This is a genomic window from Bacteroides sp. 1001302B_160321_D4, assembly GCF_015667765.1.
Taxonomy (GTDB): domain Bacteria; phylum Bacteroidota; class Bacteroidia; order Bacteroidales; family Bacteroidaceae; genus Bacteroides; species Bacteroides xylanisolvens.
Genome location: NZ_JADPLO010000024.1, coordinates 21,654 through 43,318, shown reverse-complemented (window position 1 = coordinate 43,318; position 21,665 = coordinate 21,654). Strand labels below are relative to the sequence as shown.

The following is a 21,665-nucleotide window of genomic DNA, read 5'->3' as shown; positions in this document are numbered from 1 at the left end:
AACATTAGAAATTCAGGTTGATACCAAAATTTATTACTTTTTGTTGTGGATAGAATTGTCCATTACTATTGTTCGATGATTCAGGGTCTACCTTCTTTACGTTATCCCATGTAAAGAGATTGTAGGCATTCGCATATACTCTAAGTGAACGTACTCCGAATTTTTTCAATAGTTTGCGAGGTATAGTGTAACCTAACTGAATGTTTTTCAGACGCAAGTATTTGGAATCTTTCAACCAATAGTCAGATTTATAATAATTAGGATGCGCGGCAGTGGCTGCCTTAGTGAAACGTGGGTACGTTGCTGTTGCTGCTGTTTCTGGTGTCCATCTTCCGATATGCTCTTCGTAATAATTACCCCAGAAATTATCCCATGCAATATCCTGTTGCAGATAGATGGATGAACGGGCAGCTCCCTGAAGCAATATACTAAAATCAATTCCTTTCCAGTTCAAACCGGCAGCAAGAGAGAAAGTCATTTCGGGTACCGGATTATAGCCGATAGGAGCTTGGTCGTTAGAATCGATCACTCCATCATGATTCAAGTCTTTATATTTAATATCTCCAGGTCGGCTTACTTGTCCGAATTGAACGGGAGAACTTGCTACGTCTTCATAAGAACTAAAGAAACCGTCGGAAATATAGCCGATAAACTGTCCGATAGGATTTCCCGTTTGTGACATATAGGCATAGGGCTTTACAGATTCACTTTTCTCTACAATTTCATTGTGTGCATATCCATAAATCCCTTTTATGGAATATCCGAAATCTCCTTTTTGATCTTGATAGCCTATTTCCAAATCATATCCCTGATTTGTTACGACACCATAGTTTATGGGAGCCAATCCGTTTGAACCGGCTGCTTGAGAATATCTTTCCGGTTCACATAGGATATTACTACGACGCTCTTTAAAAAAGTCGATACTGGCAGATATTTTATCTTTCAACCATTTGGTCTCAAGTCCTAAGTTATATTTCCGTGCAACTTCCCATGTGATATTTTCATTGGCGCTTTTTCCTTGAATCAGACCTTTAATCGCAGGATTATGTGTCTCTCCAAAAGTGTAGCCTAGTCCTTCATCGTATCCTGAACGATAATAGTAAGAGAAACCTCCCAGCTTGTCATTACCAACTTCACCATAAGAGAAGCGTAGTTTAGTAAAACTTAAGATAGGGTTTTCTTTAAAGAAAGGTTCGTTAGTCAGTACCCATCCCACTGATGCTGCAGGAAAGAGCTGATAACGGTGTCCTTCCGCAAAACGGTTTGAGCCGTTATAGCCTGCGTTAACTTCGAATAGATAGCGATTCTCATAATCATAGTTCACACGTCCTACTAAAGCCTGATAGATATGAGGTACATAAGAATAGCGTCCACCGGGAGTGGAAGTGTAACTCATATTATAAAGTACCAGTCCGGATATATTATGCCCGGAGAAGGATTGTTTATAACGAACTGCCGCTTCAGCATACTTGCGATGTGTAGCTGCCGTTTTATTGGTGGCTTTTGTTGGCAACACCATTTCAAGCCCTTGTTTATAAGTTCCGTTTACAGGATTATATTGATAGATATTGGGACGCTGCTGTATGCTTCGGTTATTGCTCCAGCCTGCATCGTAAGAGAATTTTCCGTCTATACTTAATCCTTTTAACAGTTTTCTTAGGTTATACTTGAATGCAAAATCTGTCTCAAGTTTATTATTGAAATCAAGAAAAAAACCTGAATAGCATAATGTCACGAGTGGATTCTGTCTCCATATACCATCGGCGGCGGCATAAGTTCCATTCGCGTTTAAGATTGGGAATGCTTGAGGAGAATTGCGATAGAACATGCCGAACAGGCGCAGTGCTTCCTGTCCGTCAGCATCATAGCCATAGGGGCGGTTCTGACTTCCGAAACGATAAGCAAGATTCACGGATACCTTGAAATCTTCAGTTAGATTGATATCGATATTCGAACGAGTGGTGAGCCTACTGTACTTATATTCCGAATTATAACCTTCTTTGTATAAGCCTTTTGCTACATCGGGTGAGGCTGCTAAAAGAGCTTGTATTGTCTCATGTTCTTTAATTTTGTCTACGTCTGTCTCAAACATACCGGTTTGAGTGAAGTATCCCACAGAGACGAAGTAACGTACTGTTTTATTTCCGCCGGATAGGTTTACATTGTATTTCTGTTGGAGACCATTTTTCGTAAACATATCTACAAAGTCATTGTCCGGGTGTGTAAACGGACTTTTCTGGGTACGATATAGATAGTTGTCATATTCTGACAGGAAAAGGCCGCGAGTATTACCGGTATCGGAAGGGTCAAAGCCATCATTGATAGCACCCTCACGCATGAATCTTGAAACGGATTCTGAATTTAGGGTTTGGGATATGCGATTGAAGGAAGTAACACCAAATTCAGATGAGAAAGAAATTTGAGTTTCTCCTTCACGACCTCTCCGGGTAGTTACCAATATCACACCATTGGCTCCTCGTACACCGTATACGGCTGTTGCAGAAGCATCCTTTAACACGGAGATAGTTTCAATATCATCAGGGTCGATTTGCGCCATAGGTCGTTCTACCCCGTCAATCAGTACTAAGGGGCTAGAGTCGTTCAATGAAGCACGACCACGAACAAACATCGTAGCCTGATCACCGCCGGGACGTCCGCTCTCTTGTCGGGTTACTAGTCCCGGGATGCGGCCACCTAAAGCGTTTGTGACACTTGATACAGGCATGCTTTTCAAGTCTTCAGTTCCGACATTAGAAATTGAACCGGTCAGAGATACTTTTTTCTGTGTTCCATATCCCACCACAACAACTTCATCTAATTGTGCAATGTCTTCTTCCAAGGTGATATTGATAAAAGGATGATTCTTTTTTATGGCAATAGATTGTTCTATAAAGCCGATCATTGAGATAAGAAGTGTTTGCTCTGCTTCGTTGGACAATGTAAGAGTAAATTTTCCATCCAAACCAGTCACTATTCCATTATTAGTCCCTTTCTGAAGGACAGTAGCGCCAATCATCTCCATTCCTTGGGCATCTTTAACAATTCCGCTAACTTTGGTTTGTGCACAGACATGCCAGATGGAGCTGGTTAAGCATATGAATAATATTATTATCTTTTTCATGTTTTCTATCTATTAAATAGTTTTGATGCCCGTTACCAACCTGGATTCTGTTGGATGGAAGGGCTTTCCTTGATTACTTTCAGAGGAATAGGATGATAATACATGTAATCTTTAAAATTGCGTGCTTCATCTACTGTAATGCGTGTATAATGAAGCCCGGAAGCATTTTCTTCTACTTTCATTCCGATAATAGGTTCTCTAAGTTGATTGCCATCCATCCAACGTCGCAAATCGAAGTAACGATGTTCTTCAAAACAGAGTTCGATACGGCGTTCTTGCTTCACTTTTTCCATAAAGTTGTTATCGGTCACCCCATTAAGAAATTTATCATTTGTTCCGAATCCTGCTCTGGTACGTATTTTTTGTACGGCTTCTATTGCTGTCAAACCATAGCCTTCTGGATCCGCATTCATGCCGTAAGCGTGGTGCATGGCTTCTGCGTAGGAAAGTAGGATATCAGATAAGCGAATCATCGGGAATAAGTGGAAAACGGTACCCACATTGGCCTGTCCGAAGTTCAGTGTTTTGTCCAGGAATTTAGCTAAGTAATATCCCGTATTGGTCGAACGGTTCTTCACTTGGTTGAGTCCGTCTATGGTTGTGTTATCACTAATTCGCGTATAAATGGTATTCTTTCCATAAACCGAACCGTCATATCCGATAATTGCTGTCAAACGCGGGTCTCTGTTAGTATACATGCTTGCACCGTCAGAAGAATGGGTATAATCGCTTCCATCTTTCATGGTAAATGCATCGATCAATTGCTGTGAAGGTACTGTACCTCCTCCCTGATCTTTTGAGATTGTAGGGGGATAATGTCTGTTTTCCAGACCATTGTCCTTAGCAGCTGTATAGAATAGGATATATTCCGGATTAGGATTGGCATTGATAAAGATCTTGTCGTACGTTTTAGCAGCAGTAAGAGCTATCAGATTATATTTTTTATTTCCATTCGGAGATATTGTTCCGTCTGCATTTAGATTGATTACATCTGCACAAGCTTTGGCTGCAAGTTTCCAACGTTCCGTCACATCCGAGCCGTCAGTATAGCCTAGTAGTGGATCGTTATTATCCGTTCTGTTGTAGAGTGGGCTTGCGGCATAGAGTAATGTCTTGGCTTTAATAGCAAGTGCCATTCCTTTAGTCATACGGCCATAAGAACCATTCCCACCTTCCGGATCAACTTTCAATACAGCGGCAGCACTCTCACATAACTGTACGATGTGATTGACGCAGTCTTTGAAAGAGTCTCTTGCCTTTGTCTGCAGTTCAGGATCGTCGACTTCGTAAATACGATCGACAATAGGAAAGCCTCCGTAGTGTCTTAACAGGTTAAACTCAAATAAGGCTTGTAAACATTCAGTTTCCGCACAATAGGTATCTTTAAATGTCTGGATGTCTTCTTCTGTCTTATTTTGTAACACCAAGTCAGCCTCACGCAAATATTTGCGGGCAAAAATGGCCTGTTGAATTCCCTTGTATGACTTATTCCAACATTCTTCAATCGGATTTGAAGAAGTGACATACCCACGAGACAACTTATGAATATCCGAATCAATGATTGTACTTATTCCATCATTGGTGGCTGCATCTAAAAAGGCATTTCCTACGTGGTTGAAGCCTTCGGGAATATATGCATACACCTGATTAATCGGTTTCAGATAGTTCTGTTCATTCGTAAAAATATCATCAGGCTGGGCCCAGTCATAGGGCATGTCATCCAGATAATCACAACCGGAAAATGTTAGTGTTGCGCTTATTGCCAAATAAATTATCGATTTTTTCATGCTATCAGAATTTTAAGGAACAACCTATACTCATGTTTCTCGTCAAAGGAGCTGCCAGTGAAGGAGCTTCAGGATCAACCCATTTATATTTTGTCCAGGTAATCAGATTCGTTCCGCTAAGGAAAAGTCTCAATCCCTTAAGATGGATTTTCTGTATCATTTTTGTAGGAAAGTCATAGGCAACTTCCAGTGTTTTTAATCTTAAGAAATCAGCATCCTTTACATTTAATGTACTTATCTGCCTGTTATTAAGACTGGCATTGTCCAGTGTTGTTAAACGTGGGAATGTTGCATGCTGGTGTTCTGGTGTCCAGTAATCAAGTTGATGTTCAAATATGGTTCCGTTATCTGTGAAAGGATTCATCACAATGTCCGAATATTGATGAGAGACTTTTGCGGCTCCCTGAAATAATGCGGTGATCGAAAATCCTTTGTAGCCGACTCCTAAGTTAATACCATACATGATTCTGGGAATGTCTCCGTAACCGATAGGTACCATATCGTTTACATCAATCTGTCCGTCTTTGTTTATATCTTCATAACGTACATCACCTGGTTGGACATCAGAGAATGTTTGTACAGGAGAGGCTGCTATTTCTTCCCAAGAATTGAAAAAGCCTTTTGCAATGTATCCTCGATTTTCTCCTAAAGGCCGTCCCTGATTCTTCAACCATTCGTATGGCTGATCTACTTCACCGTTTGCAATCAGTTCATTCGTAGAATAAGAGAATGTACCACCTATGAAATAGCTCCAGTCTGCAATATTTGAATTCAACATGGCAGATAAGTCTACTCCATGGCTATTGATTTTGCCTATATTCTGCTTAAATTCCTTTACATTGCCGACAAGAGAACTGATTTTGTTATTTACTACATACATATCATGACGGTTGTCTTTAAAAAATTCTGCTGTAACAGATAACCGGTCTGAAAATAGTCGGGTATCTATTCCGATATTCAGAATTCTAGCTTTCTCCCAAGTCAATCCGGGATTTGGAAGTATATCCTGAATGTATCCTCCAAGCTTTGTTCCCATGTTTACCCCTGTGATATAGACTTCGTTTTGCGGCCACATACGTCCCCTGTAATAAAAGGCGTCTACGCCGGATGAGTTGCCGACTTGTCCATAAGATGCTTTTAGCTTCAGGTAGGGCACTATTTTTTTTGTATCTTTCCAGAAAGATTCGTTAGAAACAGTCCATCCGGCAGATATTGTAGGGAAGAAACCGAATTTGTGTCCCGGACCAAATTTATGAGATCCCTGATAAGCTCCGATAACATCGATGCCATATCTTTTATCATAATTATAGCCGAACCAACCATTTACGCTTTGGAATCGGGTTGGCAATACCATTTCATCATTGCTTTCATATTGTTCATAGAAAGCTAAAGCCGAAACTCCATGTTTTCCAAAGGTACGGTTATAATCTAATTGAGCCACGATACCGGTCCGGCGGAAAGAACTGGTATTATCTACCTTGTTTATCATCGAATCATCCTCGCGGGTCCGGCGGAGAACATTCTCATTCGTCGCATCCTTTTCGTAATATGCGAAAGTTATCGTACGTCTGATAGAAGAAATTGTGCGTGAATCCATGGATAGAGCAACAGAAGCTTTTAATCCCTCTGTTATGAAGGAAAGATCCTGTGAGAGTTTTGTGCGGAAAGAACCATACAATTGTTTGTCTTGGAAGTAGCCGGAGCGATTTAGCATTGCCCATGGATTTTCACGGAATGCATTTCCTGCTACAATTTTCCCATCTTCTGCATTGATAACATTGCCGTATTGATCTGTATATCCTTGGTCATTGTACCATTCTGGGAAGATTCCTTGCGGTAATGTGACTAGATTTTTATAGATATTTTCGGCTCCGCTGCCAGGGCCATTTTGACTTTGATACCAGCCATACAGATTTACATCCAGTTGGGTAGTGCGAGTTACGGCAAAATCGATATTGGAACGGATATTAAACCGTTCAGCAGAGTGATTGGTATTATAATCATGTGAATCATCTGTATTGAAGTAGCCATTGTTACGAGTATACATTGCATTCACGAAATATGTACTTTTTTCTGTTCCTCCTTGAATATTAAGATTATAGCGTTGACTCCATCGGATATCCTTCAAATATTTATCAGCCCAATCTACATTGGGATATAAAATGGAATTAGGATCATTCTTAGCATAATTCATTATATCATAGTTCGAATACAAGGGATCCAGATTGTCATTATGGCGGGCTATGTTGTGCTGTCTTGCATAATCGGCTGCGTTTAATGACTTTAATTCTTTAAGTGGTTGTTGAGCTATAATTTGAGCTGTCAATTCAACCTGCGGTTTCCCCTTTGCTCCCTTACGAGTTGTAACCAGAATAGCTCCACTGCCTGCACGCATTCCATATAAGGCTGTTGCTGCAGCATCTTTCAATACGGTAATTGATTCTACTTCGTGTGATGACAAAACAGCAAAATCCCGTTCCTGTCCATCAACCAGTACTAATACATCGGGCGAATTACTTCTTTGTCCTCTTATCCAGAATGAATTCTGTTCATTCACTAATCCACCACCTTGCACTTGTCGGGCAAAATAACCAGGTACCAGTCCGGCTAATACTGCCGAAAGATTTGTAACAGGTAGATTGCGTAACTGTTTACCCGAGATTGTGTAGGCTGAACCGTTATAATCTCCCATAGGGAGTACACGATATCCTAAATCCAAGGGTACATCTTCTTTGTTTTGGACATTTTGTGCCTGGCTTATAAGAAAACTAGGGAGTAGTCCAACCAACAAAATTTTTCTTAAAAACTTCATACGTATAAATTTTGAGTTAACACCATAGTAGATTGATTGATGATGAGGCCACCTCATTTATCACCTTCAGTGTGGTGACGATCGCTGATGGGTGTATGAGAAGCCATTTTATTGTTATCATTTTGAGACATGAGAAACCAATATAGTTCCCCATGTCTCAAATTTTTAGATTACTTCCATGATTCTACTCGTAAATCATTCACAGGATCGCGACGTAACACTAATTGTTCTTTCACTTTATAGCGTTTGTTTGCTAATTCATAGGTGTAATTCAGGTTGATTTCCGGACAAGGTTTGTCTCCACTGTTGAAGGTGTAAGTCGGACTTTGGGCAATATAGCTACCATTTCCTTCAACGATCGTAACTCCTCCTTCTATACCTTCTATTTGAACATTGTAGTCTGAACCTGATTCGTCGTTGTTGTCGATTGTCAACTGGAAACGATTGATGTTGCTTTTTGTTAAGTTTGCTACTCCGGGTCTTAACAATTTATTTTTCGCGAGAGTACTTAGTTCCAATGTATTATTATTTATCAAGTCTTTTTCTTTATACACCACAGTGGTACCTTCTATTATATTTCCATTATCATCTACTTCACTTACTTCACCTTGAAGGTAGTAAACTCCGGAAAAGGAACTGACATACTTGATTGCTACAATAGAATAATCCGCTCCCTCGCGAATAGTGTTCATGGAACTTTCTGTAACTTTGAAAGGGAGGGCATAATGTGTAGTCAGACTTAATGGATCTGTATAAAAAGCATCTGTAAACTTGATTTCAACATCTGCTACAGGTAAATTAGATTTCCGCACTTTAAATATCTCCGGATCTTCCAATATGTAATATTCTTCGGGGAGAAGTGTAAGAGGAGTACCCTCTAATAAAGAAGCATCCAAGGTAAATTTAGCCCAATCATTCATGTCAACTTCTCGTTTACCTCCTAATGATACTCCTACATATATAGGCATATCACGGTCTGATATTACTGTACGCAATGGGTTCTGTAAAGCAAAACCAACATTTGTTGTTTCATAATCATGCGTATAATCTTCATAGCAAGACGCTAAACAAGTCGTCAAAGCGAGCAATATTATTTTTGCAATTTTCATAATCGTATATAATATTAGTTATTATTCCACCCCATATTATTTTTGAGGTTTGGGTTCTTTAATAATTCGTCGTTAGGTAACGGCAAATAGTAATAGCGAAGTGCATCCAACGGACGTTGTTCTATTTCTTTTATTTCATAAGAAAGACCGTTATCTGTTTTTGTCACTTGTATTCCTTCAATAGTGGTATCTAGGGGAAGTAAACAGCGGCGTAAATCCCAAAAACGGTGATCTTCGAAAGCAAATTCTATGCGACGTTCATTTTGGATTAATTTCCGGAATGCGTCTTTACCTTCAGAAGCTACTTCTGACAAATAGGTAGCATCTGTGATACCACCTGATTTCTCACGTATGATTTTTAAGACATCATAAGCACTATATTTACAGTCGTCACCTTTACCTTCAGGTCCCCATGCTTCATTAGCGGCTTCTGCATAATTCAGCCAAACTTCTGTTTTACGTAATAATGGGTTAAAGTGCCGAGAATTCAATGTTTGAATTGGGTCCAGCATATTTTTTTGTGTAGTAGACAAGAACTTAGATAAATAATATCCCGAACGACTGGCATAAATGTGAAAACTCTCTGAATCTTTTCCACCTTCAGATACATCAATGTTTGAGTTATAAGCTCCAAACTTTTTTCCTTGATAATATAGATTCATATTGAATCGGTTATCTCTAGCTATCAGATACGGATCTTGCTCGTCATATAATGAACGTGAATCTGTTATTGGATAACCATTTTTGGCAGGAAAGGCGGCAGCTAAATTATGGGAAGGAATTGTTTGTGCATTTCCCAAATAAAAAGGAGGATAGTGTCGGCTTTCCATACCATGTACAAGTCCCATGTAGGTGCGGAAAATAAAATCGGCCGGGGTATCACTGCCAGCGTCAGCCAAATCTTTAGCAGCCATCGCTGTAAAGGTATAGTTTATCCCTGCGTTTTTGAGCACTTCATTGGCAAAAAGAGCAGTACGTTCCCAACCAGCTTGATAAGTAGCTTCATTCAATACAGTAAAATTACCCATGCCATTTATTTGAATTACATCCTTGTCTTGATAAGCCGGACTTGCTGCATAGAGCAAAGTTCTTGCTTTAAGAGCATTTGCCGCTAATCCGCAAGCTCTACCAATTTTAGATTTTCCGACAACTACATCATCTCCTGTGTAAGTTACAGGCAAACGTCTTGCAGCTTCTTCACAGTCGGAAACAATCTGGCTGACGCAATCTTTATACGAGTCACGTTTAAACAGGCTCGGCTTCGCAGATTCCTTATCACCAATGAAATGGTTGGTGATCGTATATCCCAATGCTTCTCCTTCGTCTGTTCGTCCTCCATAAGTTTGTAACAATTTGAAGCTGCACCATGCTCTTAAAAAATAGGCTTCGCCAAGTAAACGAGTCTTTATTGCCTGATCAGTTTCTTTACTTACACGATTGTATATTACATCATCTGTAACTCCTTTTTCCATGAATAGATTGATGCTTTGTATCTTATCATACATATTGTCCCAATTTCCAAGTGGATTTGTTGATCGGCTGAATGCTCCCATGCTAGCCCGGTATACACTCGAACCATAATTTCGGGTTAGTGCATTGTCTGTTGCAGCATCTAAGAAATTATCATCATAATGATCCGGAACAACCATTAAATCTGCATATACTTGCGTCAAAACGGCTTGTGCCATATCGGGATTAGTCCATACGGTCTCACTGGACCATTCATTTGTCAATTTAGGGTCAAGCAGATCTTCACAAGAAACAATACTTCCCCAAACACAGGCTAACAGTATTAATTTGCTTATTTTCATATTTGCATATTTTTTAAGTTTAGAAAGAGACGGATAAACCGCCGGTTACAGTCATATAGGCCGGATAATTTGTGATTCCGGCATTTAATCTTTCCGGGTCCAGATCCTTTATTTTAGAGAAGGTAAGCAAATTTGTACCACGTACGAATAGTTTACATTTGTTTGCAAAGAATCTACCTGCCTTATTTTCAAATGTATAACTAAGTTCTATATTTTTCAAACGGAAAAATGAGCCATTCTCTGTCCAGAAACTGGAATCACGAAAGTTATTGCTTTCTGTCGTTGTTGTTAATCGGGGCATTGTACCTGAAGGATTATTAACCTCATGGTAGCGATTTAATGCTAATTCAGAGTATCCATTCAGACCATTATTCCAATAATAAGCGTTTGTACATAATTGAGTAATACCTGTATGAAGAGTTCCTAACATATAAAGTCCAAACCCTTTGTATTTGAGGTCTACATTGATTCCCCAAGTGGTTACAGGAAAACTTTGCCCTAGGCTCATACGGTCATTATCATCTACAATCCCATTGTTGTTTAAGTCAGCGTATGCAATATCGCCGTTTTGATATATACCGTATGATTGTAATGAGTGATCTTCTAATGGAATGTCTTTTCCAAATAATCCTAGTGCTTGTAAGCCAAAAATAGTACTAGTAGGCCGTCCAATGGCTTTACGATAGCTTTCCACTCCTTCTATTTCATTCCATTTATCTAATTTATTTTTTGAATAAGTCATATTGGCTCCGACTGTGTATAAAAAGTCCCGTCCGATATTCCCTTTCCAGTTGATTGCAATATCTATACCTTGATTAGTCACTTGGCCGATATTTTCATACATGGTATAATTCCCTGCTGTAGCGGCATATTGGGCGTTATTCACTCCGATGATATCTTTTCTACATTCATGGAAATAATTGAGTTCTGTGCTTAGGCGATTATTAAAGAATAATCCTTCGATACCGATATTAAACTCTTGAGAGTATTCCCATGTTAAATCAGGATTTCCCCAGCGAGCTAAACTAACTTTATGATCTGTTTGATCCTGGAAGAAATTATAGTTGCCATTATTATTCCAACCAGTTTGATACAAGAAGAATCCAGTATTACCTGTATAGCCTAATACACCGAAACTTGCTTTTAGCTTCAGGAAGTTAACAGCTTTTGCTTCTTTCATGAAACTTTCGTTAGAAATTATCCATGAAGCTCCTACAGCCGGAGAAAAGAAAAAACGATCGTTTTTATCAAATTTGTTGGATCCCATGCCAGCCAGAGTCAGCTCGGCTAGATAGCGTTTGTCATAACTATAGTTTAAACGCAGAGAGATGTTGGCATCTTTAAAATCTTGTGTCATTCCTGTCATCTCATTCTTTGTATACCGGAATGCGCCAATTGCTGAAAAGTCATGCACTCCTAATGTGCGTTCATATCCTATATCTGCACGCATACCAAAATAGCGGTAGGTATTATTGGAGGCTATCTTTTGCGTTTTGGGCAAATCCAGCTTTTTCATCTGTGTATATCGGGTGATAGTTTCACCGTCTAAATCACTATAAGTGTCAATGGCATAAGTTGGATAAGTATTCCTTAATTCTTGACGTAAGTAACTATAATTGTCAAAAGTTACATAAGCATTAAATGTCAATCCCTTAACGTATTTATTGAAGTCAAAATTTGCTCCAAGGTTTGTTTGGCTATTTACATACCTTTCGGAAGTGTCACCTCCATAAACCATATCTGCATATAAATTGTCTACTATCCGTGTGCTGGCTCCGAAGAATGGCGTGCCATCTTCATTGGGGGTAAACTGTCCCGATAATGTTTCATTAGGAATAATGAAAGGGTACTCATTGGGACGATTAGAAGATAATGTACTGAATATGCCTGCACCATCTTTTGCTCCCCAGTTTTTCAGTTCCACACGAGCTGCAACATCTGCTGTTACTGTAAGAAAATCGGTGATTTTAATATCCAGATTACCACGTGCATTCATACGGTGTAAAGCCGAACGTTCTCCAACTTTTTCTAATCCGGAACCACCAGTATATCCACCAACTAATGCGTATTTCACACCTTCATTACCTCCATTAAACTCAATTGTACCTTTTCGGTAGATATTTTGGTTCAATAAGAATTCATTGTAATAATCAACATTTGGATACAATACATCATTGACTCCACTACTATTTCTGTATCCTTCTAATTGTGTGTCAGTATAATAAGGATTCATTCCATCGTTTATACGAGCTTCATTAAACAATTTTGAATAGTTGTAGGAATCCAGATATTTAGGTACACGTGTAGAGGGTTGTACACCGTATTCTACCCCGACACGAACAATTCGTTTATGGGCTTCTCCTCTTTTAGTACGTACCAAAACCACTCCGTTTGTGGCGGCTGCTCCATACAGGATTTTGGCTGTAGCATCTTTTAAAACTTCGATGGATTCTATTTCTTCCGGTAAAATATCATCTATCGGGCGTTCTATTCCGTCAATAATAACCAAGGCTGTATTTGTTCCATTATTGTGTTGTCCGCGTACATATAATGTTGATGTGTTATAGCCCAAGCCGCCATCACCGGAAATAGCAATTAGCCCGGCAGCCTGTCCTTGTAAGGCATTGGATAATTGTAAATCAGGGTATTTTAATACATTTTCCATAGATAACTTGGATACTGTACCTACCAGGTCCCGCTGATACGTTTTTCCACCGTCTGCACGTTCGTGTATGTCCCTTTCTGAAGCATATAGATCTTCATTTTGTAATTTGATGACAGTGGGCTGTTCTTTTGCGAGGTTTATTACAACATCTTTATAACCGAACGCTTCAATTAATAAGGTTCCATCAGCTTTTGTTTTGAGTGCAAATTTTCCATTTGCATCTGTATAGTTTATAATAGAACCTTCACCGCTCAATACTGTTACTCCGCTTAGCGGTTTACCTGTGTTGTCTGTCACCAGCCCTTTCACTTCAATAAGGGCTGTTTTTTTCTTTTTAGGTTTATCCTGTGCTTCTAGCGAAGTGGCTATGCCGGATAATATAGCAGTGACAAACAGAATAAATATGAATTTATTATATCTTTTCATTTGATTAAGCCATTTTAATTACCAATATGGGTTTTGTTGCAAATTATTCAATGCGTCTACGTCATGTTGAGGCAAAGGATACCAGTAATTCTTCTTTGTAAAAGAACGCACTTCCGGAGTTATATCAATTTGTTCATAATCATAAGTCAATGTAGACTTGTCCGTGATACTTCCATGGTTAGATTCTCGTGGTGTGAATAATGCTCCCTTAATAGGATAAGTATCCTTGAATGTTTCTTCCAAGATCATCCAACGGCGGATATCCCACCAACGATGATTTTCAAACATTAATTCTACGGCACGCTCACGGCGATAAGCTTCACGGAATTTATCAGGATCGGCTACAATATCTGATGGCAGATCTGTTAAGCCAATTCGTCTGCGAAGAATATTAATAGCTTCTGCAGCTGATATAGGACATCCCTCAATAGTTGCCGTAGCACTTCCGCAACCCTCGAATAGCGCTTCTGCATAATCTAAATAAATTTGCGAAGCACGGATATATATGGTGAGGAAGCGATAGTCCCACCAACAGTTTGGATTGTTCTTTTCAAGATACTGATTGCATTCCGGCCACATGAACTTTTTACACATAAATCCTGTGAACATTCGTTTGTTGCAGTCTTTTTGAGTTAACATGTGCTGATAGGCTGCTCCTCCTTTGTAGGTTGTAATGTAATAGGTACGTCCATCAGCGTAATGTCCCCAAGTTGTTCCAGGTAAAAGGATGTTGTTATAGAAACGGGGATCACGATCCTCAAATGGCTTATGGTCATAGTCAAGTGCATAGCCGCTTCGTGGGTCATCAATCGGGTAATAAATACCGTCTGCTCCCTTCTTGTCAAACATGTTGACGATATTCAAACTTGGGCAGCACATGGAATTTCCATCTGGTCCCGAACCGAATGCAAGATCCTCATATTGCCAGAATGTGCGGATAGTGCGTTTTTGGTTTTGATTAGCAGCGTTAGGAAATTGTCGCTTGACCCAAATGTACTCCGGTTGATGTACAGGTGGATATTTAAAATAGAAAACATTCGTATATTCTTCTTTACTAGCCAAACCATAGGGATAAGGGGCAGACTTGCTTCCATCCATATAACGTATTACTTCATAAGCGGATTTTGCTGCGGATTTTGCGCGTTCCGTGTCATAGCCTTTGTTTTCTGTAGAATTTAAATTATTCTGCATCAATGGACTTGCATCAAACAACTGTGTCCATTCTTTAAGTGCCATTGCTGCAATTTTTGTGGGTCTTCCATAGTTTGGATCATCCCAACTGTCAGGTAACATGTAGATTGCTTTTTGTATATCTTCCATCATCCAGTCGTGTGATTCATGGTAGGTCATACGGGGAATATCATCATCTCCACCTTCAAAGACCTTGTCAATAATAGGCATTCCCCCATATCTTTTAATTATCTGAAAGTAGAACCAGGAACGATAGAAATAAGCTTGTCCCAGAATCTCATTTTTTTGTTCAGGTGTCAAAGAAGCCTTATCGATATCATTAATAATGCGGTTATTGATACGCAACGCCTTATATGATCGAGATATAGCTGTACTTCCGGCATTACCGATTTCGAAAGTCTTATTTGACTTGGCATTACTTAACCAGTTTCCGGAATGTAAAGTAAAAACGGCAGATGAATTATCTGTGGTTGCCATCTCGTCTGCAAAGAGACCGACAAATGCGCGTCCATTTTCCCAATTATCCATTACCATAACATTTTCCAATTGGTTGAAAGATTGATCTAAGAAACCTCGTAAGGAATAGTAATCCCTAAAGATATCATCTTCTGTCAATCCTACATCTTCCCTTTTATCTAAGAAGTCTTCACAGCTTGTCATCCCACCAAGAATGAAAACTGAACAGATATATAATAATACTTTTCTCATCTTTATTTCTTTTGAATATGATTAAAATGAAACTCTTAGTCCTAAAGTGTAAGTACGGACAATCGGATAGCTGCCTACACCTCCTGTTTCAGGGTCCACGCGTTTGTCCCCTTTCCAGAAGGTTAGTAAATTATTCCCGTTCATGTAAACCTGAAGATTAGAGATATGTGCTTCACTCAACCATTTTTTAGGGAATGTATATCCTATCTCCATGTTCTTTAATCGTATATACGAATAGTCGGAATAGCGATAAGTACTTTCCACTTTGTTGTATGTATTGTTCAAGTGTGTAGCAGGTCGCATAACACCCGATGAATTAGCTGTTTCCGGCGTCCATCGTTCCATGGATTTTGGTTGAACACGTATGTTTGAAGCTGGAAAATCCCACAGATATTGATCGAACTGTAACTTATATATATTGCGTGGCGAATAGAGCATTGCACTGAAGTTAAGTCCTTTCCAATTGAACCCGAAAGAAAATCCGATGGTAGTCAATGGGTAATTCAATTCGTCTACAACTACCTTGTCGTTTGAGTTGATTATTCCGTCTCCATTGAAGTCTATATAGATAAGGTCTCCAGGAATTACTTGCGATGCTGTAGTACCATTTATAGCTGTTTGTGCGTAATTGAACACATCGTCTATCGAACCATAATTACCGATCGCAATAAAACGGTTTTGATAATCAATCGGTTTACCTGCAGCTTTCAAGTGCTCATCCGCATTTCTAGGATCATCTTTATAGACAATCCGGTTTTCGCTGGCTGCAAAAGTTAAAGCTCCCCAGTAATTAAAATTACGTCCGATTTTGTCATTCCAGCGTAACTCTAATTCTAAACCATGATTTTTCGTTTCTCCTCGGTTGATAGCGTTAAAAGTAGCTCCTACAATGGAAGATGTGGTTTGTGGAGTCATTAGAATATCTTTACGATTCTCTTTAAATAAATCCAAAGTTAAATCTAACTTATTCCATAAGCCAATTTCTATTCCAAAGTTATGTTTAGTCGCTTTTTCCCATGTTGAAGTCAAGTTAGCAATATCTCCTTCTGTATAGAGCGGGCTATGTGTGACTCCTTGTGTATTTCCTAATTCAATACTTCCTAAAGAATTAAATAATTGGATGTAATTCCAACGTGCAGCAGCTGCATCACTACCGACTTTTCCGTATGAATATCTAAATTTTAGGTTAGTCAGCACATCTCCAACATGTTTCTTTATAAAAGGTTCTTCTGAAGCACGCCATCCCAAAGAATAGGAAGGGAACAGGCCGAAGCGTTGCCCTCGGGCAAATTTTTCCGAACCTGTATAAGAGATATTCATCTCTGCCAAATAACGTTCTTTCCAGTTATAAGTAACACGTCCCACCCATTCTTCACGATAACTTGGGAATTTGATAACTTTATCATCTTTTGAATCAGATACTTGACGGTTCATCAGAGCTAACGCTGTTACATTATGACTCCCGAATGAATGATTATATTCCACAGAGAATTCGTAATATAACTTACGATTATAACCATCCAAATTGTCATAAGAAACGTTGGGAGGTAGTTCAATATCCTCATCATTTGGCCATCGTTTTTCCAAAATCATGGGGTAAGTGAGAGAACCATCTGCATTGACTGTCGGATTAGAATAATCATATTCGCGATGGTATTTAATAATACTGTTTCTGGATTCAAAATCATTGTTACCCCAAATTTCACCAGTCTTTATACTAGAACGAGTAGTGGAAGCAGAGGTGTATGAAACTTTAGCGGCAGCTTTTAGTCCTTTAGTCAGAAAGTCCAGTTTTTGTTCCAAACGAACATCATACCATCCCTGAAAGGTTTTATACAGTTGTGATCCATTTGTATTCATATTACAAACAGGATTATAGCCGGCAGTAGATCCATCTCCCCAATAGCCATCACTATACTTTATCGGGAAGGAATTGGTTGGTGCCGCAATGATTCTAGTGTACACATCATCAGCAAAGTTGTCATTGCGGTATCCCATTTTCCCTGCAATATTTACTGATAAGGAAGTCGTTTTAGTTAAATTAAAATCTAAATTTGAACGCCAGTTATAACGGCGATAGTAGTTCCTTGGATCAAAATTCTCCTGTTTCTGTAAATCATAAATATCACCGTCATTTTGATAACCGATGGAGGCGAAGTAACGCATGAAATTGGTTCCTCCGCTGATATTCACATTATATTGTTGGGAAAAACCTGGTTTAACCAACTCATCCCACCAGTCTACTTGTGGAAAGACATCATTATAAGGGCCGTAGTTGCCTGTATCAAAAGCATTTGACCAAGCATTGATAACAGATTGTTTAATTTGTTGATTCCAGTTGTTGTCATTAGCTACAGCTTCATTATACATTTTCATGGATGTAACATAATCTGCCCATTCCATATTTGCAGTAGTCTGTTTAATACCAAAGCTTGTAGAAAAATTGATGTTTGGTTTCTTATCTTGTCCGCGTTTGGTTGTTAACAATATTACACCATTTGCACCTCGAACCCCATATACGGCTGTAGCAGAGGCATCTTTTAGAATAGATATAGACTCGATTTCATTCATGTCAACATCGTTCATATCCCTTTCTATACCATCCACTAATACCAAAGGGTCAGAGTTTTGCCAGGAAGCCTTGCCACGAATGTACATTTTGGTATCACTAGCTCCAGGTTTGCCTGAAGTATTGATAGCTACCAAACCATTTAGTTTGCCTTGTAAAGCCTCTGATACAGAAGTGATATTACCTCCTTTCAACAATTCTTCTCCTTTAGTTTGGGTAATAGCGCCTACACTTGATACCTTTTTCTGAATACCATAACCTACTACCACTACTTCTTCTAGTTGTTTGCTGTCTTCTTCCAGAGAAATGATAGGCTCTTTTTTCAGATCATCCACTTTGATTTTCTTTTCTTGATAGCCGATATAAGAGATTTTGAGTACAGCATTAGCAGCTACAGATAGCGTAAACCGACCATCTATGTCAGAAATGGTACCATTCGAAGTGCCTTCAACAGTAATATTTACTCCTATTAAAGGTTCATTACTTTTTGCATCTACAATTTGTCCTTTAATGCTATGATTCTGCCCCCAAAGTAGAGGAGGAGAGAGTAGCAGAGCTAGAAAGAGTAGACACATCCACTTAAATTCCAAGTTTTGATGTTTCATAGTAATAACGTTAAAAAGTTGTGTGTATAAAAAACATTCTTATTTCTTTTTTGGGTAAGGTGCTACTATACAGCGTTTAGCCCATATTTGGTAAGCCTTTGTCATTTCAACAACTTTTTGCCATAGCATTATTGATGAACAATAATGCTATTGGCAAAATGAGATAATTTGATTTTATAGTAATATTCTTTAAAGATCTCATATGTATAAATTTGAAGTAAACGTCGTGCTAACTTTATTGATTATTCTGAACTTTATCCATTAATACTTTCATCCAGTATCCTCCGATCACCGAACGGGCTCTGAAGCCTACCCATCTACCGCTGTCTGTATGGTGCCAGTCGCTGATAGGTACACGAGATACTGTTTCATTGATATATTTATAGACAGGATCAGAGAATTTCTGGAAGGTTTCCTTATCTGAAGACATAGCTGCCGTCCACATGATCCAGTCGGATTTTGTGTATTCTTTACGAGAGTCTAGAGGGAGCCCATAAGGATTCTGTTTTGTCAAATAATAGTTAATCTCTTTTCTGATAACATTATTAGGGAATAAATTCAGGTTCCACAACTTATCCCAAACCATGTTATATTTTTGACTCCAGGTATCTTTACGGTCAAAAGCCAGACGGTAATGATCTCCCTCATTCGCCATTTCTTCCCATTTCACTGCCATTTTCTTAGCTATAGCAGCATATTTATCTGCCACATCGTTCAAACCGAGCATACGAGCCATTTCGCTGTATCCAGCTACGCCCATGATCGCTTTCACTGAAAGATTGGCATTATGAGCCCAGTGACCAGCAAAATCATCCGTGCAAAGTTGGTTTTCCGGGTCCTGTCCAAACTAAGATATAAGTATGTAACCTGCTGTAATTTAGTGTATTATTCATTATTGTGTTGTTTTTGTATTGTTATAAGAAGATGTATCAGGTAAAAACCAGAGATTTTGCCTGATAAAAAATAGCTTTTATTTTTTATCAGGTATATTAATGAATAATGTGCTTGAATTATGAATTATTTTGTCTTTCCCTCCCCCAAAAAACAAAATCAAAAATAGATAAGTGTATGTAATAAAGTATATGAATTTAAAAGTCTTTTTTCAAACGCTCAATCAATACTTCTTTAATAAGCTCATACCCTTCTTGAGGATTGAACATCTCATTAGGACGTATTAGATTTTGGATATCCCCTAAGAAATCCATATCGTTCATCTTTTCTTCCATGTTCAAAATGAACTGTTTGTAAGTAGGTGGTTGTCCGGCAACAAAGTCCATATATCGTTTATAGCAGCGAATAATTTCATCCGGATTTACTTCATGTAAAGTGAGAGCTTTGTATAAATCAAATAAGTCACGACCTTTTTTACGCTGATATAATGCGCGTAACTTAGTGCCTAACAGTTCATTCAGTCTATAAGTCGTTAATTCACATTGTCCTGTAAACCAACTATTGTCTACAGAAAAAGGAATCTTGACTAGCCCTAATTCGTTGAAGTGTTCAAAACAGTTAATCTCCACTTTCAATCGAATTTGCACAGTCGGTGGTATCTCCGATTCCATACGAAAAAGCATTGTGTTATTAAATCTTTTCTGTTTTGTGACTCGGTCTGGCAAGAAATTCAAGACTTCACCTAGTCTATACATAGTAGATTTAATTGGTTCTGCATCGATTTGTACAAGATCAATATCCTCACTATATCTAGGCTGCGGAGAAAGATATAATTTGTGTAATGCAGTTCCACCCCTAAAAGCAAGTTTGGAAGCTAAAAAATCATCACTGAAGATGGCAACTAATGCCCGACTAATAATAAGATCTTGCTCAACTTGTTCGTTTGCATTCCATGGAACATGTGTTCTCCATTGCATTATAGCAGCTCTGTTTATCATAGTTCGTCTATTTCTATATCAATATTTATATTTATTTTCCAACGTCTATTCGCACCCTTCAAAATTCGAGGATGGCGTGAACTCAAAGGTATATAATTCAAACGTTTATCATAAATCCGTAACTGTTCATATAGTGTATCTGCCTGTTCTGATTCATTGAGAATACAATCCAAAATATAACCTAGTCTCTGAATAGTTGCTACGGATGTATTATCAAACAAATAATCTTCCACTGCGTTAGAGAAATCTGTCTTTTCAACAAGTTCAGCTAATACAGTAGACACTCGTGATAATCCACCTACATATTGCTCATATTGTACAAGGTCAATAGCTGTTAACTCTGGATTAGAAAAAAGAATAGTTCCTGTTTCTGAATTCTTTTCTTGTAAAAGTCTATCAGGAATCTGTTTGCGATATATCCAACTCAAAAAACTATTTTTATTTTCTGAAACAGACGATTTGGGAAGAATAGTCATTACTGAAAACTTTTGTGGACGTTGATGGGCAGCACCTAATAATTCAGCAGCATTTAACAGGCAAATGTAATAGGGTTTTTTCAGAAAACTCATTAGCTGTTCAATGTAATATATTGGCGGTACAATACGTTTGGCAGCATATTGTATGGGAACAATTACATAAAATCCTTTATAAACAGACAAAATTTTGCCCTGCATTTTTAATCGGTAAAGTTCATTCTTAATTACTTGTTCTGATGAAGCAATGAAACAAGAACGAAGCTCTTCAACACTAAAAGTTGAAGTCCCATTGATTTCTTTTTCTCTGATCCATTCTCTTACTGTCATTTCTTGATATGCTAAATTCAATGCAAAGATAATCATAAATAGATTACTTTTGCATTAAAAACAGGCATTTTATCCATTAATATATCATCGAAAGAATAGCTTATTTTTGTCTTAATCATTAAAAGTGACTATTCGAGAAATGCCTTAAAATGAAGTTTCCCCCTGCTAC

At 38.5% G+C, this 21,665-nt stretch carries 10 protein-coding genes and 1 pseudogene; all 11 read right to left on the bottom strand.

What is annotated here, in order from left to right:
• Positions 1-4: 4 nt before the first annotated feature.
• Complete coding sequence (locus tag KFO40_RS11325; RefSeq protein ID WP_087317666.1) at positions 5-3,121, bottom strand: SusC/RagA family TonB-linked outer membrane protein; 3,117 nt, start codon at positions 3,119-3,121, stop codon at positions 5-7.
• Between the two features lie 32 nt (positions 3,122-3,153).
• Positions 3,154-4,908 carry a RagB/SusD family nutrient uptake outer membrane protein gene (locus KFO40_RS11320; RefSeq protein WP_134985485.1) on the bottom strand — a complete coding sequence of 585 codons (1,755 nt, stop codon included), beginning with the start codon at positions 4,906-4,908 and terminating at the stop codon, positions 3,154-3,156.
• A 4-nt stretch (positions 4,909-4,912) separates the two neighbouring features.
• The gene (locus tag KFO40_RS11315; protein ID WP_211146372.1) at positions 4,913-7,720 is read right to left on the bottom strand and encodes a SusC/RagA family TonB-linked outer membrane protein; all 2,808 of its coding nucleotides are present in this window, start codon (positions 7,718-7,720) and stop codon (positions 4,913-4,915) included.
• Between the two features lie 170 nt (positions 7,721-7,890).
• Positions 7,891-8,829 (bottom strand): DUF1735 domain-containing protein, encoded by a 939-nt coding sequence (locus tag KFO40_RS11310; RefSeq protein WP_211146371.1) that lies wholly within the window; start codon positions 8,827-8,829, stop codon positions 7,891-7,893.
• 14 nt (positions 8,830-8,843) lie between these two features.
• Complete coding sequence (locus tag KFO40_RS11305) at positions 8,844-10,640, bottom strand: RagB/SusD family nutrient uptake outer membrane protein (protein ID WP_211146370.1); 1,797 nt, start codon at positions 10,638-10,640, stop codon at positions 8,844-8,846.
• Between the two features lie 19 nt (positions 10,641-10,659).
• Positions 10,660-13,731 (bottom strand): SusC/RagA family TonB-linked outer membrane protein, encoded by a 3,072-nt coding sequence (locus tag KFO40_RS11300; protein WP_211146369.1) that lies wholly within the window; start codon positions 13,729-13,731, stop codon positions 10,660-10,662.
• Positions 13,732-13,749: 18 nt separating this feature from the next.
• Complete coding sequence (locus KFO40_RS11295) at positions 13,750-15,630, bottom strand: RagB/SusD family nutrient uptake outer membrane protein (RefSeq protein WP_211146368.1); 1,881 nt, start codon at positions 15,628-15,630, stop codon at positions 13,750-13,752.
• Positions 15,631-15,651: 21 nt separating this feature from the next.
• Positions 15,652-18,804: a SusC/RagA family TonB-linked outer membrane protein gene (locus KFO40_RS11290; RefSeq protein WP_211146367.1), complete on the bottom strand. Its 3,153-nt coding sequence runs from the start codon at positions 18,802-18,804 to the stop codon at positions 15,652-15,654.
• A 235-nt stretch (positions 18,805-19,039) separates the two neighbouring features.
• Positions 19,040-19,651 (bottom strand): annotated as a pseudogene (locus KFO40_RS11285) (glutaminase domain-containing protein); the annotation flags it as partial.
• Between the two features lie 241 nt (positions 19,652-19,892).
• Positions 19,893-20,693, bottom strand: a complete 801-nt coding sequence (locus tag KFO40_RS11280) for a nucleotidyl transferase AbiEii/AbiGii toxin family protein (protein WP_004298164.1) — start codon at positions 20,691-20,693, stop codon at positions 19,893-19,895.
• Positions 20,690-21,496, bottom strand: a complete 807-nt coding sequence (locus KFO40_RS11275; protein WP_049702264.1) for a type IV toxin-antitoxin system AbiEi family antitoxin — start codon at positions 21,494-21,496, stop codon at positions 20,690-20,692. Before KFO40_RS11275 ends, KFO40_RS11280 begins: the two co-directional genes overlap by 4 nt.
• Positions 21,497-21,665: the final 169 nt, after the last annotated feature.